Annotated in this window: 17 protein-coding genes; 11 read left to right on the top strand and 6 right to left on the bottom strand. The window is 53.3% G+C overall.

The genetic code is table 11. The features are described from left to right. Positions 1-43: 43 nt before the first annotated feature. Positions 44-1396: a glutathione-disulfide reductase gene (gorA, locus tag MY052_RS01225; protein ID WP_035893896.1), complete on the top strand. Its 1353-nt coding sequence runs from the start codon at positions 44-46 to the stop codon at positions 1394-1396. A 144-nt stretch (positions 1397-1540) separates the two neighbouring features. On the opposite strand, the gene MY052_RS01220 is transcribed toward gorA, so the two are convergent. Continuing rightward, positions 1541-2281 carry a MipA/OmpV family protein gene (locus tag MY052_RS01220; protein ID WP_248538081.1) on the bottom strand — a complete coding sequence of 247 codons (741 nt, stop codon included), beginning with the start codon at positions 2279-2281 and terminating at the stop codon, positions 1541-1543. A gap of 118 nt (positions 2282-2399) precedes the next feature. On the opposite strand from MY052_RS01220, the gene MY052_RS01215 reads away from it, so the two are divergent. Further along, on the top strand, positions 2400-3344 hold the full coding sequence (locus MY052_RS01215) for a LysR family transcriptional regulator (RefSeq protein WP_248538080.1): 945 nt from the start codon (positions 2400-2402) through the stop codon (positions 3342-3344). A gap of 26 nt (positions 3345-3370) precedes the next feature. On the opposite strand, the gene fhuE is transcribed toward MY052_RS01215, so the two are convergent. Next, positions 3371-5509 carry a ferric-rhodotorulic acid/ferric-coprogen receptor FhuE gene (fhuE, locus tag MY052_RS01210; protein ID WP_248538079.1) on the bottom strand — a complete coding sequence of 713 codons (2139 nt, stop codon included), beginning with the start codon at positions 5507-5509 and terminating at the stop codon, positions 3371-3373. A gap of 391 nt (positions 5510-5900) precedes the next feature. Between fhuE and MY052_RS01205 the strand changes: the two genes are divergently transcribed. The 4 genes from MY052_RS01205 to MY052_RS01190 all read left to right on the top strand — a co-directional run bounded on the left by MY052_RS01205 (position 5901) and on the right by MY052_RS01190 (position 9617). Next, positions 5901-6989, top strand: coding sequence for a YncE family protein (locus MY052_RS01205; RefSeq protein ID WP_248538078.1), 1089 nt, complete (start codon positions 5901-5903; stop codon positions 6987-6989). A gap of 374 nt (positions 6990-7363) precedes the next feature. After that, positions 7364-8251: a LysR family transcriptional regulator gene (locus MY052_RS01200; protein WP_248538077.1), complete on the top strand. Its 888-nt coding sequence runs from the start codon at positions 7364-7366 to the stop codon at positions 8249-8251. A 55-nt stretch (positions 8252-8306) separates the two neighbouring features. Further along, complete coding sequence (locus MY052_RS01195; protein ID WP_035893906.1) at positions 8307-8726, top strand: hypothetical protein; 420 nt, start codon at positions 8307-8309, stop codon at positions 8724-8726. A 63-nt stretch (positions 8727-8789) separates the two neighbouring features. After that, positions 8790-9617 carry a bestrophin family protein gene (locus MY052_RS01190; RefSeq protein ID WP_248538076.1) on the top strand — a complete coding sequence of 276 codons (828 nt, stop codon included), beginning with the start codon at positions 8790-8792 and terminating at the stop codon, positions 9615-9617. Positions 9618-9675: 58 nt separating this feature from the next. On the opposite strand, the gene MY052_RS01185 is transcribed toward MY052_RS01190, so the two are convergent. Further along, the gene (locus MY052_RS01185; protein ID WP_248538075.1) at positions 9676-11268 is read right to left on the bottom strand and encodes an STY4199 family HEPN domain-containing protein; all 1593 of its coding nucleotides are present in this window, start codon (positions 11266-11268) and stop codon (positions 9676-9678) included. A 134-nt stretch (positions 11269-11402) separates the two neighbouring features. Here MY052_RS01185 and MY052_RS01180 point away from each other — a divergent pair, with 134 nt between their 5' ends. Beyond that, positions 11403-11945: a GNAT family N-acetyltransferase gene (locus tag MY052_RS01180; RefSeq protein WP_248538074.1), complete on the top strand. Its 543-nt coding sequence runs from the start codon at positions 11403-11405 to the stop codon at positions 11943-11945. Between the two features lie 56 nt (positions 11946-12001). Continuing rightward, complete coding sequence (locus MY052_RS01175) at positions 12002-12442, top strand: lysozyme (RefSeq protein ID WP_248538073.1); 441 nt, start codon at positions 12002-12004, stop codon at positions 12440-12442. On the opposite strand, the gene MY052_RS01170 is transcribed toward MY052_RS01175, so the two are convergent. Both MY052_RS01170 and MY052_RS01165 read right to left on the bottom strand, forming a co-directional pair. Beyond that, complete coding sequence (locus tag MY052_RS01170; protein ID WP_035893914.1) at positions 12419-13045, bottom strand: response regulator transcription factor; 627 nt, start codon at positions 13043-13045, stop codon at positions 12419-12421. The two genes, MY052_RS01175 and MY052_RS01170, sit on opposite strands and share 24 nt — an antisense overlap. Positions 13046-13391: 346 nt before the next feature. Next, positions 13392-14150 carry an SDR family NAD(P)-dependent oxidoreductase gene (locus MY052_RS01165; protein ID WP_123650922.1) on the bottom strand — a complete coding sequence of 253 codons (759 nt, stop codon included), beginning with the start codon at positions 14148-14150 and terminating at the stop codon, positions 13392-13394. Between the two features lie 119 nt (positions 14151-14269). Here MY052_RS01165 and MY052_RS01160 point away from each other — a divergent pair, with 119 nt between their 5' ends. From MY052_RS01160 to MY052_RS01150, 3 genes are all read left to right on the top strand, one after another. Beyond that, a complete protein-coding gene (locus MY052_RS01160) occupies positions 14270-15169 on the top strand; it encodes a LysR family transcriptional regulator (protein WP_123650923.1) in 900 nt (299 codons plus the stop codon). Positions 15170-15292: 123 nt separating this feature from the next. Further along, the gene (gene yhjD, locus MY052_RS01155) at positions 15293-16255 is read left to right on the top strand and encodes an inner membrane protein YhjD (RefSeq protein WP_035893919.1); all 963 of its coding nucleotides are present in this window, start codon (positions 15293-15295) and stop codon (positions 16253-16255) included. Positions 16256-16518: 263 nt separating this feature from the next. Further along, positions 16519-17835, top strand: a complete 1317-nt coding sequence (locus MY052_RS01150) for an MFS transporter (protein WP_123650924.1) — start codon at positions 16519-16521, stop codon at positions 17833-17835. A 77-nt stretch (positions 17836-17912) separates the two neighbouring features. On the opposite strand, the gene MY052_RS01145 is transcribed toward MY052_RS01150, so the two are convergent. Continuing rightward, positions 17913-19955, bottom strand: coding sequence for an AsmA family protein (locus MY052_RS01145; RefSeq protein ID WP_248538072.1), 2043 nt, complete (start codon positions 19953-19955; stop codon positions 17913-17915). Positions 19956-20019 lie beyond the last annotated feature (64 nt).

Raw genomic sequence — 20019 nt, 5'->3', positions numbered from 1 at the left:
GCATGAGGCTCACCCACTCAACAATAAACATTCAGGAGCGGCCATGACCAAACATTACGACTACATCGCCATTGGCGGCGGCAGCGGCGGTATCGCCTCCATTAACCGTGCGGCCATGTATGGCCAGAAGTGCGCGTTAATCGAAGCCAAAGATCTCGGCGGCACCTGCGTGAACGTTGGTTGCGTACCGAAAAAAGTGATGTGGCATGCCGCGCAGATTCGCGAAGCAATTCACATGTATGGCCCGGACTACGGTTTCGACACCACCATCAATAACTTCGATTGGGACAAGCTGGTTGCCAGCCGTACCGCCTACATCGACCGCATTCATACCTCTTACGACAACGTACTGGGTAAGAACAAGGTTGATGTGATTAAGGGCTTTGCGCGCTTCGTCGATGCCAAAACCATCGAAGTAAACGGTGAGACGATCACCGCCGATCATATTCTGATCGCGACAGGCGGTCGTCCGAGCCACCCGAATATTCCAGGCGTGGAATACGGTATCGACTCCGACGGTTTCTTCGAGCTGCCGGCGCTGCCGAAGCGCGTTGCCGTGGTGGGTGCAGGCTATATCGCCGTGGAACTGGCAGGCGTTATCAACGGTCTGGGCTCTGAAACCCATCTGTTCGTGCGTAAACACGCGCCGCTGCGCAGCTTCGACCCGTTAATCGTCGAGACGCTCCTTGAGGTGATGAACGCCGAAGGCCCGCAGCTGCATACCAATGCGATTCCAAAAGCGGTGGTCAAGAATGCCGATGGCAGCCTGACCCTGGAGCTGGAAGACGGCCGCAGCCAGACCGTCGACTGCCTGATTTGGGCGATTGGTCGCGAACCGGCGAACGATAACTTCAATCTGGCCGCAACGGGCGTGAAAACCAACGATAAAGGCTACATCGTCGTTGATAAGTTCCAGAACACCAACGTTCCGGGTATTTATGCCGTGGGTGATAACACCGGTGCGGTAGAGCTGACCCCGGTAGCGGTAGCCGCAGGCCGTCGCCTCTCCGAGCGTCTGTTTAACAACAAGCCGGACGAACATCTGGACTACAGCAATATCCCGACCGTGGTCTTCAGCCACCCGCCAATCGGCACCGTGGGCTTAACCGAGCCGCAGGCGCGTGAGCAGTACGGTGACGACGCCGTGAAGGTCTATAAATCCTCCTTCACCGCGATGTATACCGCCGTGACTTCACACCGTCAGCCGTGCCGCATGAAGCTGGTGTGCGTTGGCCCGGAAGAGAAGATCGTCGGTATTCACGGTATTGGCTTCGGCATGGATGAAATCCTGCAAGGCTTCGCCGTGGCGCTGAAGATGGGCGCGACCAAGAAGGACTTCGATAACACCGTGGCGATTCATCCTACGGCGGCGGAAGAGTTCGTGACCATGCGCTAAGGCACATTGCCTGAACGACAAAAAGCCAGACGAATGTCTGGCTTTTTTTATGCGCGCTTCCCCGGGGTCGGCGTAAACGCCTCGCCTGGGCTGCATGCGCGTGTAGCCCGGCCAAGCGAAGCGCCGCCGGGATTGCACTAAACCCTAGAACCGCCAGGTCACCCCAGTCAACAGGGTAAAACTGCCATCACGATCAACCATCGGGCTATTTTTAATTTCATCCGGCAGCACGCTGTAGCTCGCATTTGCCGTCAGCATCAGGTTGTTGGTCAGCGGGTACTTCATCGTCAGCCCAACGTATGGCATCCAGCTGCTGCCCGGCAACCATTGTGCTAATCCACTGCGGCGAGATTCCGCCCTCGACACGCCGTAGTAATAGCGGTTGAAGCTATCGTCATAGTAATAAACCCCCAGCGCAGGGATAATCGCCAAACGGCCCACTGGCAGCACGCGGAAATAAGAGAGTTCCCCCACCCAGCCGTTGCTGTTATCCAGAATATCCGCCGCCGCCGAAACTTTCACGCTGCCCCACTTTTCGTGGTGATACCACGCCGCGCCGGCCATTGCGGTACTGTTACGCTTATCTAACTGCTTCATAGCGCTATCGTCGTTATCCGACGGATCGAAGGTCAGCGGCAGCCAGGAGACCGTCAGGCTGACTTCATCGCGCTGATTTTTAAAGAATGCGTAGCCTAGCGTGGTCTGGCGAATATAAAATGAATCGCCTTCGTAATTAACAATAGGCACCGCATGAGTATTTTCATTATATCCGCGATAAATAGATTCATTAAATACCGCTCCTGCCCCAACCGATAACGCTGCCGATGACATACCTGAAATAAAAGACATAATTAAAAGCAGCGCCGCATTACGCTTAATTGACATTCCCGTTGTCCCGACCTAATATAATACCCTAGTGTCAAGTATGATAATATTCGTATTTATATTGATGCAATCTCAATATTTATATAGATCTATATCAATTTATATATAGAGCTGGGCAATGAAGAAACTTCAGATTAAGCCTCAGGAATTAAAAATAATATCGGTGGTGGCCGCCAGCGAAAATATTAGCCACGCTGCTACCGTGCTGGGCATGGCTCAGGCCAATGTCAGCCGCTATCTTTCTGATGTTGAATCAAAAATTGGGCTTAAAATTTTTGAGCGTAGTTCGCGTAAGCTCACGCCAACTCGCTTTGGCGAATCACTGCTGCCTTACGTTAACGACCTGTTGGAAAAAGAAAACCAACTTAATCATTTCGTGGCTGACTATAAGCATGAAAAAAATGGCCGCGTCACGATTTACTCACCAACAATGATTAACGCCTATCTGGCACGCAACGTGGTAAATACCATAAAAGATATCGGAAACATCAGTTTATATCTGAAAACATTTAATCTGGAACGAAAGTCATTTTATGAAGGTTCCGAATTTCCTGATGACTGCGATATTTTAATTTCCTGCGTGCAACCCAAAAATGAATCCTTAGTGGCAAGCTTTATCGCGAAATATGCGGTCAGCGCCTATGCCAGCACCCAGTATCTTGCGGAGCACCCTATCAGCTCGCCGGACGATCTCGACAAACACTCCTGTATTCTGATGGATTCAATGCTAATTAATGACGCCAACATCTGGCGCTTTAGCCTCGCCGGAAGCCAGGAGGTTCGTGACTTTCGCGTTACCGGCAACTACATCTGCGACAACACTCAGGCGGCACTTGAGCTGGCGCGCAACGGGCTGGGCATTGTCTTTGCACCTAAAAGTAGCGTGCAGGCCGATATTCAATCCGGAGTACTCGCTCCCTGCTTCGCCGAACAGTACGAATGGTGGCTCGATCTGGTGGCTATCTACCGCAAACGTGAATATCAGCCCTGGCGTGTACAGTTTATTCTGGATGAAGTGCTAGAGGAAATCCGCCGCCAGGTTGCCCAACCCCGGCAGGAGTAGCCCCGGCGTGAAGCCGGGGCGTGGTTTTAGAAAGCGTAGGTCATGCTGACCGAGACGTTACGCGGCTCACCGTACACCGCGGAATCATCCAGATACGAGTAGTATTCACGGTCAAACAGATTGTTGACGTTGGCCTGCACCGCCAGCTGTTTAGTGACCTGATACTGCGCGAACAGGCTCACCAGCGGGTAGCTGCTCTGGTAGAGACGCTGAGTTTCGCCGTCCGGCCCGGTCACGTCTTTATAGACCCGGTTTTGCCAGTTCGCACCGCCGCCGATGGTCAACTCAGGCATCACCGGCACGCGGTAGCGGGTGAACAGCTTAAGCTGGGTCTGCGGCGCAAAACTGTTGTAGCGACCATCGCTATCCGTGGCAACGTAGCGCGTAGCGCTGAAGGTCAGCTGCAGGTTATCGGTGACCGCGCCGTTAACCTCAAATTCTGCCCCTTTACTCACCGCGCCGCTGGTCGAACGGTACGCCTGCTCGCTGGAGCCGTTGACAAACTCACCGCTCACCTCTTCCGCCGCGTTTTCCTGCTCAATACGGAACACCGCGAAGTTGGTGGTTAAGCGCCCGTCCGCCCAGTCCGCCTTCAGGCCGGTTTCATAGTTCTTACCGGTCACCGGCGACAGCCATGAACCATCGACCGAACGTTTGGTTTGTGGTGCGAAAATTGAGGTGTAGCTGGCGTAGGCCGACAGGCTTTCGGTCAGGTCATACACCAGGCCGCCGTACGGTGTGATGTTATATTTGCGCATATCGCCGCTGCTGCCGTCGGTGCTGTACTGGGTATAGCGCGCGCCAATAATCAGCGATAGCGGATCGGCAAGCGACAGGCGAGCCGCCGTATAGGCTGATTTCTGCCGCACAATGTCGTCGGCATTTTGATACCAGTCGCCCCATTCCGGCTGCGCTACGCTGCCGTTCCAGTTGTTATCAAAGATACCAATCTGGCTGGCATCCATCGGCCCATCCTGGCTGAAGGTGGCGTTGTGCTGACGGCTGTAGCTCGCACCGGCCATCAGCTGATGCTGACGCCCCAATAGCTTAAATGGCCCGTTGGCGTAGGTATCGAAGGAATCGACGGTACGTTTGCCTTTATCTTTACTTCCCCAACCGGTGGCACCGTCGCCGGTATCGGCATCGGGGTTGCCCATCACGTACAGCAGCGTGTCATTGAAGGTCTGCTCGCCGTGGGTGCCATTAAAGCGATACGACCAGCCGTTATCCCATTCGTGGGTCAGGTCGACAAACACCTTGCGGGACTCAACCTGATAGCGCGTCCAGTCTGCCGCCGTGTTGGTGCTGCGGTCATAGTGCGTACGCGTGCCGTTGCTGTAGAGGCTTGGCAGCCCGCCCCAGGTTGGGTTCCCGGTATTAGATTTCTGGTAGTCCCAACCCAGCGACACGGTGGTGCTGTCGGTAAGATCCGCATCCACCACGCCATAGAAGAATTTCTTGGTTTTATGGTAGCGGTCAAGCCAGCTGTCCTGATCCTGATAGCCGGTGACGATGCGCCCACGCAGGCTGCCGTCAGAGTTCAGCGGCGTAGAGAGGTCGGCGACATAGCGCTGCTTGTTCCAGCTGCCATAGCTGGCGCTGATATTGCCGGTTGCCACCTTACTGTCAGCCCGTTTGCGCACCATGTTGACCGTCGCGCCCGGGTCGCCCGCCCCGGTCATCAGCCCGTTAGCGCCGCGCACCACCTCAATACGGTCATAGATGGCGGTATCTTCCGCCGCATCACCATAGTTCCAGGCATCGCCCAGCGAGGTGGGAATATCATCGTAGGAGAAGTTAGTGATTTCAAAACCGCGCGAGTAGTAATAGCTGCGTTCAGAGTCAATCTGCTGCGACGACACGCCGGTCGCGTTGGTCAACACTTCGTCTACCGTTTGCAGGTCCTGATCCTGCATGCGCTGGTGCGTGACGACGCTGACGGACTGCGGAATATCACGCGGTGCCAGATTCATCTTGGTGCCCGCATGCGTAGTTTTTACCGCGTAATCCTGCTGCTCGTCGGACGTACTTTCTCCGCTGCCGTAGACCACCATCTCCTGACTGGTTTCTGCGGCCTGAGCCTGGTGAACGAAGCCATGAATCGCTAGCGCAAGAAGCGAAACGGTGAGCGGTTTCCCGCTGATTTCCCTGCCGTTAAAAAACATATTAGGTCCCATCAGATCTTGTTGTTGTGAGTGAGGTCTTTCCGCTCGCAGCGCCGAGAAATGACGCGCTTTTCCGTAAGCTTTTGAGCTGCATAAAAAGCGATAACGACCACAAATGAGAATGCCAATGATAATTACTCGCTTTAAATGAAGCAGTCTGTTTTATCAGTTAAATGTAAGGAAATGTATACATGTTTATTATCAAAGTGTTGACATAATTCCCCGCTTCGCTTGCGCTCAATTTGCACAGATGTGGGTGCGTGACCACTGAAAAATAGGATCGGCGAATTTGCGCATTTGTGATAAATAATTATGATTCTCATTCTTATTACATTGTCCCGTCACCGCACAGCCTCTGCCGGGAACCGCTTATCCAATGATGGAGTTTCGAATGGTAACGTTATTCAGCCCGCGCAAAACGGCGCTCTGCGCCGCACTCGTCGCTGCTTTTACCCTCCACTCGCTGCCTGCCCTTGCTGAAAATGCGCAGCCTGCCGAGAGCGCCGCGGCGCTGAAAACCGCTGCTGGCGTCACGCAAAATGCGCTGGGCGATGGTCTGTATGAAATGGCGCTGTTCTCCGGCGAGAAATCACTGTTTGTTGCCAGCGCGCAGAGCTTTAAAGATGTGAACGGCGGCGTGATTTATCGCGTAGACCCTACCTCGCTTGCCGTCACCGGTATCACCCATACCGATCTGAAAAACTTTGGCATGGCGGTCGATAGCGATGGCAAGACGTTCTACGTCACCAACTCGCTGGATGGCGGGGTGTCAAAAGTGGACGCGAAAAGTGGCAAGGTGATGCAACGTCTGATGCTCGACGGCAAAGACAAAGACGGTGACCCTGCGGGCGCACGTGAGGTGCTGTTCCACGAAGGTCTGCTGTTTATCGGCCGCGTCGCCGACCCGGGCTATATTTCGGTGGTCGATGCTAAAACCATGACCGTGAAAGCGCGTATCGATAACGCAGGTAAATGGGTTACCGGCATCATCTATTCTCCGGTGACTAAACGCATTTACGCGACCAACGGCGGCGGCGAAGTGCTGGTCATCAACCCGCAAAGCTACAAAATCGAGCAGCGCTGGACGCCTGCCGACGGTAAGGAATATCTACTGCTGAATATGGCGGAAGATCCAAAAACCGGCCGCCTGTTCGTCACCGATGATTCTAAGGCCAAAACCACGCTGGTCTTTGATGAGCACACCGGCAAAGTGATTAAACGTATTGACGGCGATGCGCTGGGTATTAAGTTTGACGCGAAGCGCAATGAGATCTTCATCAGCCAGCGCGAGTCGAAAAAAGTCCTGCGTCTTGATGCCACCAGCTATGCCGTGAAGCAGAGCTGGGATTTCAGTACGCATCCGAACAGCCTGCTGCTTTCTGATGATGGCAACACGCTGTACGTGACGCTGAAGCAGGACTTCAACAAAGATAACTCCACCAAAGGGCCGGATAGCGTCGCGCGTATTACGCTGAACTAACCTGGCAAACTGGCCCATCCGGCACGGTGCAACATCGAGCCGGATGGCGCTTCGCTTATCCGGCCTACCTTATTTACGCTTTAGAAACATATATTTATTATTCACTTCCTTTCGTACTGTTTTTTAACCTGGCTATCACGGCGAGGAAAATAATCAGCAAAAATAATCATCATTGATTATATTTATAACCAGTAAGAGGCATTCAACAGCTACTTTATTATTTACGCTTATTGCCACATTGTTCATATCGGAAGTATGTTATTTTGTTAGTGCGGATAATTAAACAATTCGCTGTGAGGAATTAAACAATCCGGTATATACAGGACAATTACCCCTCCGTATAATTTCGCGCTGTCATACATTAAGGTTAAGTTATGCTCAAGCACGTTCAGGATATGGCGCTTTTTGCGCTGCTGGTTGAAAACGGTTCATTTACAAAAACCGCCGCTGAACTGGGTATGACAAAATCTCGCATCAGCCAGAGAATTAGCGCTCTTGAGGAGTATCTCAACCTCAGATTGTTAAATCGCACGACGCGCAAAATATCGCTGACGGCCGACGGAGAGCGCTACCTCGCCTACTGCCATGAGATAGTGGATGCCAGCGTTCGCGGAGACCGAACGGTCCAGGCGCTGCATAGCAAGACCGGAGGAAAGCTGAAAATCATCGCGCCACCGGGTTTTATGGCGAGCATTCTTCCCGCGGTACACCATCAGTTTTTGCAGACGCATTCGGATATCGAACTTGAGCTGTTAACCGCCGACTCCTTTTACGGCTCAGTGGGCAGTGAGTTTGACGTGGCCTACCGCATCGGTAAACCATCCGATGATACCTGCATTGGCCGTTTTCTTGGGACGTTTAACCGTTTTATCGTCTGCACGCCAGAGTACAAATCACTGCACGATATTCAGCATCCTGACGCGCTGAAAACCTGCGAGTTAATAATCCACCGCACCTGGAAAAGCATTACGCTCTTCCAGCGCGATGAGTCCTATGAATTGACGATGCCGCTGCGCCATACCAGCGATAATCTGACCTATATCTTGCAGCAAACGCTGCAGGGAACCGGTGTCGCGATTTTGCCCGAATATATCGTTAAACCCTATTTGCAAAGCGGCCAGCTCGCCGCCCTCTTACCGCAATGGGAAGTACAAAAAATAGATCTCTGGATGATTTACCAGAGCAAAACGCATAACCCTGCGGTACTTCGTGACTATATCAATTTTGTGACCCAGTACGACGTTATCCATAATGCCATGTAATGTGGCGTTGCCGCATTACATATACCTAAACCACCTATATCGATAAGTAAATAAGATGACCACTAGCGCTATTTCTGCGGAAGAAAAATCGCTTCTGATTTTTAATCAGAAAAATAAAATGGATAAATACTGGAATCTCTATTCCATGGAACTTATCACCCAAATCACCACCACTGGACGTTTATACCATCATTATATTCAGCCTAGTGAAAAAGGCCGTCTCTGCGTGTGCGTGTTCGATGGCGTCTACATCAATATTATTCGTTCACGTCTTTTTGGTGAAATAGAGATCCACTTCGAAGCGGAATCCGCCGAGCTTGGTCGTATTGAGCTACCGTCTGCCTGCATCGACATGCAGGGTAATCTGGACCGCCATATTTCCATTAATGACAAAACCCGCGTATTTGCTCATTACCTGGAGCGCCTACAGATGGTTTATGACTCGATTTTAGCGTTGTCCCCAGAGAAGGCATAACCCATGATCGTCAGGCCGGAGCAAACCTGGTTGCGTAAGTTATTCTCATGGCGCGGGTCTATCATGAGAAAAATTTCCCCCCAGCTCTGTTTTTTCATCATGCTGAACATCGCGTATCTATTCTTGCTGCCGCTGATGCACCTGCACGGCATTATCGCAAAAGAGAGCTCGTTTTATTTTATCGGCGTGTCGATTTCAATATCGGTCTTTATCGGGTTTCGCAACAATACGGCGTGGCTGCGCTACTGGGAAGCGCGCAAACTGTGGGGGGATCTGCTCATCGCGAGCCGATCGCTCATGCGGGAAGTGATCAATACCACCAAGGCCAGCCCGGAAGAGAAAATGGTGATACTGGACCTGGTTGTCACCTACTGCGCAACCTTAAAAGCCAAACTGCGTCATGGGCCAGTACCGGTTTCACGCGCGCTGGACTACCAACACCTCACGACGCCCTGCAACGCCCTGCTGCAAAATATCGGGCAGTGGCTTTATCTGCATCGGCCCAACGAGTTTGTGTACCGTAATTTCAATGACTATTTGAATCAGATGAGCACTATTCAGGGGGGCTGCGAGCGTATCAGCAATACGCCAATTCCCTACGCCTATTCATTGCTGCTTCACCGGACGGTCGGTATTTTTTGCGCCGTCTATCCGCTGCTGCTGATTCATGATTTTGGCTTTATGACGCTGCTGTTTTCTATTTTCACCACCTACGCACTACTGGCACTCGACGCTATCGCCACCGAACTCGAGGACCCTTTCGGTACTGAAGATAACGACCTGCCGCTCAATGCGATATGCAACGCTATTGAGATAGACCTGAAGGAAATGGTGAAAGACAGTCTGGTTCCGGCAAAAATGACGCCTGATGCGAACTTCCGGCTGCTTTGAGTTGCAATCGTGCGGTTCCCTCTCCTTATGGGGGGAGAGAACCGCACCGTGCCTGTCCTCAGCGGATAACGTCGTACACCGACTTCTGAATCGCCAACCATTTTTTACTATCGGCATCTCCCGTCGCTTTACTGCGCCGCTCGGCGTTATCCACAGCCAGGCGCTGACGCGCCACCACCGCAGGCGTGGTACAAAAAGACTGAAGGTAAGATTTACGAATCGCGGTTAGCTGAGCGCCCTGTGAAAGCTCGTGCGTCAGCGTGTTGATAAACCGCCGACAGGGCTTAGGTTCATCCATCTGCAAATGGTAGCGCAGCAACAGATTCAACACGTCCTCATGCTGGGCCGCCATCGCCGCATCCGTCCACGCAAGCTGCCAGGTCATGCCGGCGCGTAAAAACAGCGTGGTTACTTCAGTATCATTACGATCAATGGCCGAACGCAGCGCATTGCGATCCCACAGGATCCCACGACGAGCCAGCATCTCACGAGGTGATGTCGGCGAAGGACTCTCGGCTTCGGTCACGACAACCGGCTGCGGAGGTTCAACGTAGGGCCGCGACTCCGGCGATGAAGTCAGCAAACTGATACCGCCAAGCGCCATCCCTAACACCGATACCGCAACCGCCCCCCACAGTACCGCTGCGGCAATCCGCTCGCGAGTGTCAGCGCGTTCACGCGCTTTATGCGAAAGACGCTCAATACTATCGGCAATCGGTTTTCCATCAACGCCCCAGGCATGGGCAAAGTCCCGTGCGAGCGTCCAGTAGCGCTGAATTTCACTGCCGTCCGCCACCATCAGGCTGGCAGGGTTAACCCGCGTGCGCCCCTGTTCGTAGGCGTGTTGAACCGGGGTGGTGATTTGCTCGGTATAGAGATCTAACAGCTGGCACTCCATTTCCGTCAACGGGTGGTGTGCCAGCAACGTATTGCGCATCCGGCGCACATCGTCGAGAAAGGTGTGCAGCGTCAGACGCTGCTCGGCGAGAAACGTCAGTGAGGTAGAATGGTTAAAAAGCGAAGAGTAGTAACGCGTGAACGCCTTTTTATCCACAATTAACAGCGCCAGCTCGCTAAACGTCATGCCATCAAGGACGTTTTCCGTCGGGCTGCGCGAACGCCAGCGCATCACATCGTGTGAACCAAACTGAACGCTAAGATACTGGTGGAGGTGGGGAATATCCGGCCAGACCTGCATCACCAGCCCGCGCAGCGTAAGCTGAATGGTGCGAATCTGCCGTTCGGCCTGTTCCTGTAGCTGTTCGGCATCGCCAGCATAGCCGGTATTAAACATCAGTAACGGCTGCTGCTGCTTGATTTGCTCAAGCGTCACCACAAACCGTTCGGCGGCAATCAGCTGATTTTCCGTTGCCGTGAGGCCATGCTCATAGGAGGGGATCCCCTGCTGGAGATGCCTCAACTGGAGCATAAATTCACTCAACTGGCTGTCGTTTATATTAAGCCGCTTGGCCACGGCTCCCCAGCCGCCGAGGTTAAGTCGTGCTTGATCAAGCTGCTCCAGAAACCAACGGGGATCTTTACCTTCCGTCACGCGCAGCTTTAGCAGCGTGAGGATTTCTAACGAAGCCTGACGTATCACGCTCAGGCAATGCTCATACTGCTGGCCAACCTGTCGCGATAACGTCGACATTTTCCCATTCCTTAATCAACAGCAAGGTTTTTCGCCTTAGGATTAATAGGTTACTTATTTGTTATTTTTGTCGTTACACCATAGAGCAATTCAGGCAAATTAGCAGTCCCGGCCCCCCTTCAGAATGTGAAATTATGATCGCGCTCACCACAGAACGTTTAGTCTGTACCCCAATCGTCGAAAGCGACTGGTCTTTTTTCTTATCGCTACAGCAGCATCCACAGGTCATGCGCTATGTGGCTGATAACCGACACGAAGAGGATATCAGGGCCGCTTTTGACGCCAGGCTGCATCCCTGGTCACCCGGTGCTGAACACTGGTTATGTCTGGTAGTGCGCGACTCTCTGCAAACGCCACTGGGCGTAACGGGCTATATCCATCGGGACAGCGACTGTGCGGAGGTGGGTTTTTTATTTGCCCCTGAAGCGCAGGGGAAAGGTTATGGCAGCGAGTCCCTTCGTGCGGTATGTGACTACGCCTTTCAACACGGCGGCATACGCCGCCTGACGGCAACGGTCACTGCGGGCAATATCGCCTCGCGGCGAACGCTTGAAAAAATGGGATTTGTGCTTGAAGGCGAGCTACGAGAAAGCTACTTCCTGGCAGGAGAGTGGCAAAATGACTGGCTCTTCAGCCTATTGAGTCATGAACATAATCATTCACAGACATCTGGCTAATAGCGGTGTCAAAACGGCTCTTTTACACTTTTCATTCTGTTAAATGAGGGGAAAAGATGTTGAATATCGCTACGCCGAGCCAGCCGGGATTAGAGTTTATTAAGCGTTATCAAGGGTTGTCGCGAGAACCATACCGGGATGAAGGGGGACTGTGGGTGATAGGCTACGGGCATCTGATACGCGGCCATGAGCGCTTCGAGACCGCAATAACTCTCTGCCAGGCTGAAATGCTCTTTCAGCAGGATGTCGCAGATTACCAGCATTTACTCCATCAATGCTTACGGGTGCCAGTCAGCCAGCGCCAGTTCGATGCCCTGCTATCGCTGGCATTCAGTCTTGGGCCCGAGGCGTTACAACAATCCCCTATCCTGCATAGCATTAATCAAGGCCTGTTTGCTGACGCTATTGCAGGCTGGCAACAGGAAGGGAAACTGCAGAGCAGCCTGGCGACAGAGCGCCAGGCTGAAGCAGAATTATTCCAGGCAGATATTACCTGAAGATTTTCGATTATTTAGCAGCATGGCAGCCTGTGTGCGGTTTTTAACGCCAAGCCGGCGGTACAACGACTCAAGGTGCGCCTTCACCGTTCCGGCGCTAATATCCAGCGCCCGGCTGATCTCTTTATTCGACTCACCGTTTGCCAACAACAATAATATTTCACGCTGACGCTGGCTGAGATTATCCAACCCCTGCTTATCATGTTCATAATCCATACGCCAGTCGCCCGGCAGGCAAATAAGCCCCCGCATCACACCTTTGATTGTCTGCACAAATATCTCAACGCTAGCATCTCGTGGAATAATAGCCTGTACGTTATAGGCCAGCATGTCATTCAGCCAGGTGCGGTTATAATCATTCACAATAATGATACCTTTTGACTCCGGGAACTGCTGATGTTTTTCCTGCAACAGCCATTGGCAGAAGTCATGATCCAGACCGCCGTCCAGAATCAGTATCGCATCCGGGTGCTGTAACAGCTGCCGCCACAGGTCATCGGCCTGACTAACAGCAGAAATATCAATTCCTGGAATATGTTCCTGTAAGCTTATTTTCATTCCATGAATAAATATTGACTGCCTGTCAAACATCACTACCTGCATAATGGATTCCCCATAAAAATGTAAAGCGAATTCTAATGGCGTGAAGAGTAATCCTCACGGCATAAAATAAGAACCCGTCGTTTGGCCTGGGTCATTTTACGTAGATATCTGGCAATCTAAACATCACAATTATGAATGTTTACAACCCTCTCACTGCGATTACGCATTCAAATAAGTTATCACATCCCAATTAAGAATTGGATGATATAGCTGTCGATGGGAAAATATTAATTGGTGGAATTTAGATTATTCTCGGGAGAATGGGAAGTGGCTAGTCCGGAATAGGACTTTATTTGGCACGATGTGTAAATAACGCCTTTGATTCTCAAAGGCGTTATCCGGTGGCTTACAGGAACATACCGCCCGAGACTTCAATACGCTGCGCGGTCATCCAGCGTAGGTTATCGCTGAGCAGTGCGGCAATCGCATCGCCAATGTCATCCGGCAGGCCTGCGCGGCCCAGCGCAGTCTGCGAGGCGACATACTTGTTCAGATCGTCATTATCGCGAACGCGACCGCCGCCGAAATCCGTTTCAATCGCCCCCGGTGCAATGCTGTTGACCGAAATACCGCGCGCGCCCAGCTCTTTCGCCTGGTAACGGGTCAGCACTTCCATTGCCCCTTTCATTGAAGCGTAAGCGGCGTAACCCGGCAGGGCAAAACGCGCCAGTCCGGTCGAGACGTTCAGAATACGCCCACCCTCTGCTATCAGCGGCAGCAGCCCCTGGGTCAGGAAGAAGGGTCCCTTAAAGTGAATATTCATCAGCTCATCAAATAACGCCTCTGACGTCTCGGCAAAGGAGGAGTAGAGCCCAATGCCAGCATTGTTCACTAAATAATCAAATGTCTCGCGACCCCAGACCTGATTCAGTGCCTCTTTCACCTGTTGGGTGAAAGTAGCAAAGCTAGCAACATCGCTGACGTTCAGCTGCAATGCGACTGCTTTCGCCCCTGTTTGCTCAATTTCGGCCACAACTTCCAGTGCAGCATCACGCTGGCTATTGTAAGTGAAGATAATATCCGTTCCCTGCGCGGCAAGCTTCAGCACCGCATTTTTGCCAAGTCCGCGGCTACCGCCGGTTACTAATGCAATACGTTGAGTCATGGGAAACCTCATTTCAGTGGGTGTGTTCGTTGAGAACAAGCTTATTAGGTGATAAAAGAACAATAAATATCCCTGATTACGCTTCACTGTCTCATCTGGAACAACAATAGGGCATTCTGATGGATAAAATTCACGCAATGCAGCTGTTCATCCGCGTCGCTGAACTGGAGAGTTTTTCTCGCGCGGCAGATACCCTGGGCCTTCCTAAAGGTAGCGTATCGCGGCAAATTCAGGCGCTGGAAAACCATCTGGGCTGTCGCCTGCTACACCGCACCACTCGACGGGTGCTGCTGACTCAGGATGGGATGGTCTACTACGAGCGCGCTAAGGATCTGCTCAGCAACCTCGACGAACTGGACAGCATGTTTCAGAGCGACCCCAGCAGCGTCAGCGGGCGGCTGCGCGTGGACATGCCGGTCAGCGTGGCGCGTAAAATCGTGATCCCCAAACTGCCCGCTTTTTTACAGCACTATCCCGGTATTGAGATCGAACTCAGCAGTAGCGATCGCCTGGTGGACGTCATTCGGGAAGGCTTCGACTGCGTAGTGCGCGTGGGTTCGCTGAAAGATTCCGGGTTGATTGCCCGCCCGCTCGGTAAGCTGACCGTCATCAACTGTGCCAGCCCAGGCTATTTGTCGCGCTTTGGCTATCCGGAGTCACTGGACGACCTCAGCAACCATGCGCTGGTCCACTACGCCACCAGTCTTGGCGTACGCCCGCAGGGGTTTGAAGTGGCCAAAGAGAACGGCACCCAGTGGGTCAAAACCGGCGGGGTGCTGACGGTGAACAGTACCGAGACTTATCACGCCGCCTGCCTGGCAGGGTTGGGGATTATTCAGGTGCCACGGGTGGGCGTGCGCGAGGCGCTGCACAGCGGTGAGCTGGTTGAAATTCTCCCGCAGTACCGGGCGGAGCCGATGCCGGTGTCGCTGATTTATCCGCACCGCCGGAATCTTTCGCGGCGGGTGCACCTGTTTATGGAGTGGTTAACCGGGGTGTTGCAGGGGTATGTGGATTGATCCCGCCGGCGCTTTGCTTGGCCGGGTTACAGGTCGCGATGGGTCCCCCGGACGAGGTGTAACGCACCGACTCCGGGAACCTTCTATACTTAAGTAAAAGCAATAAAAAGGAAAATCAACCTGATGACGTCGGAAAACAACGATAAACGTCTACAGCAAAAGGCTAGCAAGGCGCTGGATAGCGTCACCACCACGGCGCAGAAGATTCAGCGCCAGCCGATTATCGCGCACCTGATTCGCGCCGCCGAGCGCTTCAACGATCGGCTGGGAAATCAGTTTGGCGCGGCGATCACCTATTTTTCATTCTTATCGATGATCCCCATCCTGATGGTGTCGTTCGCTGCCGCCGGGTTTATCCTCGCCTCGCACCCGACGCTGTTGCAGGACATCTTCAATAAGATCCTGACCAATGTCAGCGACCCAACGCTCGCCGCCACGCTCAAAAGCACCATCAACACCGCCGTCCAGCAGCGTACCACCGTTGGTCTTGTCGGTCTGTGTATTGCGCTCTACTCCGGGATCAACTGGATGGGCAACCTGCGCGAGGCCATTCGCGCCCAGTCGCGAGACGTCTGGGAACGTACGCCGCAGGATCAGGAGGCCATCTGGATTAAGTACCTGCGCGACTTCATCTCGCTGATTGGCCTGCTGATTGCGCTGATTGTCACCCTCTCGATTACGTCGGTGGCAGGTTCCGCACAGCAAATGATTATCTCGGCGCTGTATCTCGACAGCATTGAGTGGTTGAAGCCCGCCTGGCGGCTGATTGGCCTGGCGATTTCAATTTTCGCCAACTACCTGCTGTTCTTCTGGATTTTCTGGCGACTGCCTCGCCATCGCCCGCGTAAAAAGGCGTTAATCCGCGGTACCTTTATCGCTGCCATCGGCTTTGAGGTGATCAAAATCATCATGACCTGGACGCTGCCAACGCTGGTGAAATCTCCTTCTGGCGCCGCGTTTGGCTCGGTGCTTGGCCTGATGGCGTTCTTCTACTTCTTCGCCCGTCTGACGCTGTTCTGCGCTGCGTGGATTGCCACCGCAGAGTACAAAGACGACCCGAGAATGCCGGGAAAAACCCACCGCTAAACGCTATGTTGGGCTGAAAATTTCAGCCCAACCCGCCGAATTAGCATATAAATCCAGCCTGTAACTTTTATTTAACCAAAAACCAGTTTTATCATCTAATCTACAAAAAATGTGAAGCATTTCATGTTTGATAATTTACGGGTATAGAAATTATCCACTTTTTGCTGCTCTTTGCGCCATTTTACAATCCTGTTACAGATTGAAATGTCGCTTTTGCTATGTCTAATATGGCCTTTCGTTCGCTATACATATTAGAAAAGACTATGACCAGCACAACACTCGATAACGAACAGGCTTCCGCTCCGGTTAACTCGCGTAACAAAGTCGTCGTGGCCTCACTCATCGGCACCGCCATTGAGTTCTTCGACTTCTATATTTACGCCACCGCCGCGGTCATCGTGTTCCCGCATATCTTCTTCCCACAGGGCGATCCGACGGCGGCAACGCTGCAATCGCTGGCAACGTTCGCTATCGCCTTCGTCGCTCGTCCTATAGGTTCCGCGCTCTTCGGCCACTTCGGTGACCGTGTTGGGCGCAAGGTCACGCTGGTCGCTTCACTGCTGACCATGGGGATCTCTACCGTGGTTATCGGCCTGCTGCCGAGCTATGCCACCATCGGCATTATGGCGCCGGTCCTGCTGGCGCTGGCGCGCTTTGGTCAGGGTCTGGGTCTGGGCGGTGAATGGGGCGGCGCGGCGCTGCTGGCAACGGAAAATGCCCCGCCGCGCAAACGTGCGCTGTACGGCTCGTTCCCACAGTTGGGCGCACCGATTGGCTTCTTCTTTGCTAACGGCACCTTCCTGCTGCTCTCCTGGCTGCTGACCGACGAGCAGTTCATGACCTGGGGCTGGCGCGTACCGTTTATCTTCTCTGCGGTGCTGGTCATTATCGGCCTGTACGTGCGCGTCTCGCTGCACGAAACGCCGGTGTTCGCCAAAGTCGCTGCCGCGAAGAAACAGGTGAAAGTGCCAATGGGCACCCTGCTCAGCAAGCACGTCCGCGTGACGGTGCTCGGCACCTTCATCATGCTGGCGACCTATACGCTGTTCTATATTATGACCGTCTACTCGATGACCTACAGCACTGCCGCCGCGCCAAATGGCCTGGGGCTGCCGCGTAACGAAGTGCTGTGGATGTTAATGCTGGCGGTGATTGGGTTTGGCGTGATGGTGCCGATTGCTGGCCTGCTGGCTGACCGTTTCGGTCGTCGCCCAAGCATGATTGTGATCACCAGCCTGATTATTATCTTCGCGCTGTTCTTCTTCCAGCCGCTGCTGGGCTCCGGTAATCCGGCGCTGATTATGCTGTATCTGCTGGTTGGTCTGAGCCTGATGGGTCTGACCTTTGGCCCAATGGGTGCGCTGCTGCCGGAGCTGTTCCCAACGGAAGTGCGTTATACCGGCGCATCGTTCTCCTACAACGTGTCGTCGATTCTGGGCGCGTCTGTTGCACCGTATATCGCGGCTTGGTTGCAGAGTAGCTATGGGTTGTTCTACGTGGGTGTCTATCTGGCAGCCATGGCGGCACTGACGCTGATTGCGTTGCTGTTGACCCACGAAACCAAACATCACTCGTTATAAAAGCAAAATGATACGGCAGGCCGGATAAGGCGTTTACGCCACCATCCGGCCTGCCGTTCACCACAGCTAACGCCTCATTACTTCTTCATCTGGGACAATATGGTCCGACACTGATTCGCATCCCCTTCTGACGGCGAAACCAGCGCCAGCAGCGCGGCTGCGGGCGTCACCAGCGTCGCAAGGGCTGCCGCCACTGCACCGCGCGCAATCAGCGGCCCAACTTTAACCCCCGCCTGTGGATTTTTGAACGAGCCCCTCACATACAGCGGCGAACGTAGAGTGATAATACGCAGCCCCTTACTCTCCGGGTCGATGGTCAAATCAAGCTGCTCAGAGGCCATGCTGGCGGTACCGGTCACGTTGATGACGGCATTTTCCGTGTCGAAGGCTAAAATTTGCGGCCGCGCCACACCGTTAACCAAATCCAGATTTGCTGCTGCACAGTTCACCCGTACCTCATCATCACCGAAGATTTGTCCAACGATAAAGTTACCGACGTTGAGTCCGAGGATCTCCATCAAATTACGGCTGACCAGCCCGTCATTCATCAGCAGCTTAAGGTTACCGTTGCTGGTACCCAGCAGCGCCGCTACCGAGTTGCCCACCCCGCGAATATCCGCGTCGCCGTTCATTTCGCCGAGAGTCTTTTGCATCAGCTCAACGTTGGGCATGAGCGCTTTGAGTTTAAGCCGCCGCGCCTGAATATCCGCTCGCCCCTGCATCGGCTTTTTATCGCCTTCCAGGTGAATATTGGACGAGATAGTCCCTCCCGCCAGGCCAAATTTCAGCGGCTGCAAACGCAGGTCGGCATTTTTGAGGATGATATGGGTAGAAAGGTTGCTTATTGGCAGCGTACTACCATGTTCGATTTTGCCGCCCTTAAACCGGACATCGGCATCCATCATGCCCCATTTATCGGTTTCAAAGCGCTCATATGGCAATACTTTGCCCGCAGGCTGAATGTCCTTTTTCACCTCTTTCGACTTCGTGCCTTTACCCGAATCGACGCCAATCAGCGGCCCCAGGTCAGCGAGGCGCAGCTGGCGCGACTCGATATCGCCTTCCAGCTTAGGTCTAGGTTTGCCCGTGGTGTAGGTCAGCGATCCGTGAATGTCGCTGTCGCCAATACGGCCGTTGAAATCACGATAATCAAAGACCGAAGATTTCTGCGCGTCGATCTTCGCCACCAGGTGCCCATCGGTTTCAAACGGCGGCGTTTCCGGCAGCAATACGCCGGTCAGCTCATACAGCGCTCCCAGAGAGTCACCGGCAAACTTCAACCGCAAATCGACCCCGCCCATCTTCATGGGATCGTTAACCGTCCCAGTGAAGGCGACCCGCGTGTTCCCGGAGCGGAAATCTGCCTGTACCGGGAACGGTGTACCGTCGCTGCGCAGGGCCAGCATACCGCCAATTTTGCCGGTTCCGGTTAGCGGCTGGCCGTTGTAGCGTCCCTTCGCCGTCAGGCCGAAAACATAATCACCGGCTTTGGCGTTATCCCCTTTGGCTTTGTTACCGGTGACTTCACTAAACGGCAGCGGTTTACCCAGCGGATCGATCAGGATCTCGATATCAGCCTTGCTGATCTTGTCATCAATCGTAATTCGCCCACGATCGAAGAGAATATTGTCGAGACGGAAAGACCATGGGGAAGGCTGTGCATTGGCCTCTTTCTCGTCGCTGCCGGCGAGGTTAAAGGTCCAGTTATTGGTTTTCTCCGACAGGCGGATAAGGCGCGCATCGGGCTGCTGAAGTTTTATCCATGGTAGGTAAACTGTTTTTGTCAGCAGCGCCAGCGGCGCTAGCGTGGCCTCAATGCGCGGCAAGTGAACCATCGTCACTTCAGGAATATCCGGCGGGTTGCCGAGAATAATGTCGTCGGCATGGACGTGTGGCCAGGGCACCCAACTCCGCCAGCCGGTTTCCTCTTTTTGACGTTCCCATACCACGCCTAAATCGCCGCGTATCGCGAACGGTCGGTTCAGCTCGGCCGAGACCTTTTGGTTGATGGTTGGCTTAAGGCGGTTCCAGTCGAATGTAGCGATAAAGATAGCGATAGCTACAATCAACAACAAAATAATCCCTGCGGTCCAGGATATAGCCCTGGCTGTTTTTGACATTGTTATCCCCTTTCCTGATGACTCTGCCTATAAAACTATAGTCCAGGCATAAGGAAGCGGGCGT

It is taken from the genome of Kluyvera ascorbata, assembly GCF_023195735.1.
GTDB classification, from domain to species: Bacteria; Pseudomonadota; Gammaproteobacteria; order Enterobacterales; family Enterobacteriaceae; genus Kluyvera; species Kluyvera ascorbata.
Note: the sequence above shows the minus strand (reverse complement) of the source record. Positions and strands in the feature narration are given on the sequence as shown.

Excerpts from the sequence above, each read along its gene's own strand:
- gorA (WP_035893896.1), top strand. The coding sequence starts at position 44 with ATGACCAAACATTACGACTACATCGCCATTGGCGGCGGCAGCGGCGGT.
- MY052_RS01195 (WP_035893906.1), top strand. The coding sequence starts at position 8,307 with ATGACCACTAGCGCTATTTCTGCGGAAGAAAAATCGCTTCTGATTTTT.
- MY052_RS01170 (WP_035893914.1), bottom strand. The coding sequence starts at position 13,045 with ATGCAGGTAGTGATGTTTGACAGGCAGTCAATATTTATTCATGGAATG.
- MY052_RS01185 (WP_248538075.1), bottom strand. The coding sequence starts at position 11,268 with ATGTCGACGTTATCGCGACAGGTTGGCCAGCAGTATGAGCATTGCCTG.
- MY052_RS01205 (WP_248538078.1), top strand. The coding sequence starts at position 5,901 with ATGGTAACGTTATTCAGCCCGCGCAAAACGGCGCTCTGCGCCGCACTC.
- MY052_RS01160 (WP_123650923.1), top strand. The coding sequence starts at position 14,270 with ATGGATAAAATTCACGCAATGCAGCTGTTCATCCGCGTCGCTGAACTG.
- MY052_RS01215 (WP_248538080.1), top strand. The coding sequence starts at position 2,400 with ATGAAGAAACTTCAGATTAAGCCTCAGGAATTAAAAATAATATCGGTG.
- MY052_RS01150 (WP_123650924.1), top strand. The coding sequence starts at position 16,519 with ATGACCAGCACAACACTCGATAACGAACAGGCTTCCGCTCCGGTTAAC.
- MY052_RS01165 (WP_123650922.1), bottom strand. The coding sequence starts at position 14,150 with ATGACTCAACGTATTGCATTAGTAACCGGCGGTAGCCGCGGACTTGGC.
- MY052_RS01180 (WP_248538074.1), top strand. The coding sequence starts at position 11,403 with ATGATCGCGCTCACCACAGAACGTTTAGTCTGTACCCCAATCGTCGAA.
- MY052_RS01200 (WP_248538077.1), top strand. The coding sequence starts at position 7,364 with ATGCTCAAGCACGTTCAGGATATGGCGCTTTTTGCGCTGCTGGTTGAA.
- MY052_RS01220 (WP_248538081.1), bottom strand. The coding sequence starts at position 2,281 with ATGTCAATTAAGCGTAATGCGGCGCTGCTTTTAATTATGTCTTTTATT.
- MY052_RS01190 (WP_248538076.1), top strand. The coding sequence starts at position 8,790 with ATGAGAAAAATTTCCCCCCAGCTCTGTTTTTTCATCATGCTGAACATC.
- yhjD (WP_035893919.1), top strand. The coding sequence starts at position 15,293 with ATGACGTCGGAAAACAACGATAAACGTCTACAGCAAAAGGCTAGCAAG.
- MY052_RS01175 (WP_248538073.1), top strand. The coding sequence starts at position 12,002 with ATGTTGAATATCGCTACGCCGAGCCAGCCGGGATTAGAGTTTATTAAG.
- fhuE (WP_248538079.1), bottom strand. The coding sequence starts at position 5,509 with ATGTTTTTTAACGGCAGGGAAATCAGCGGGAAACCGCTCACCGTTTCG.
- MY052_RS01145 (WP_248538072.1), bottom strand. The coding sequence starts at position 19,955 with ATGTCAAAAACAGCCAGGGCTATATCCTGGACCGCAGGGATTATTTTG.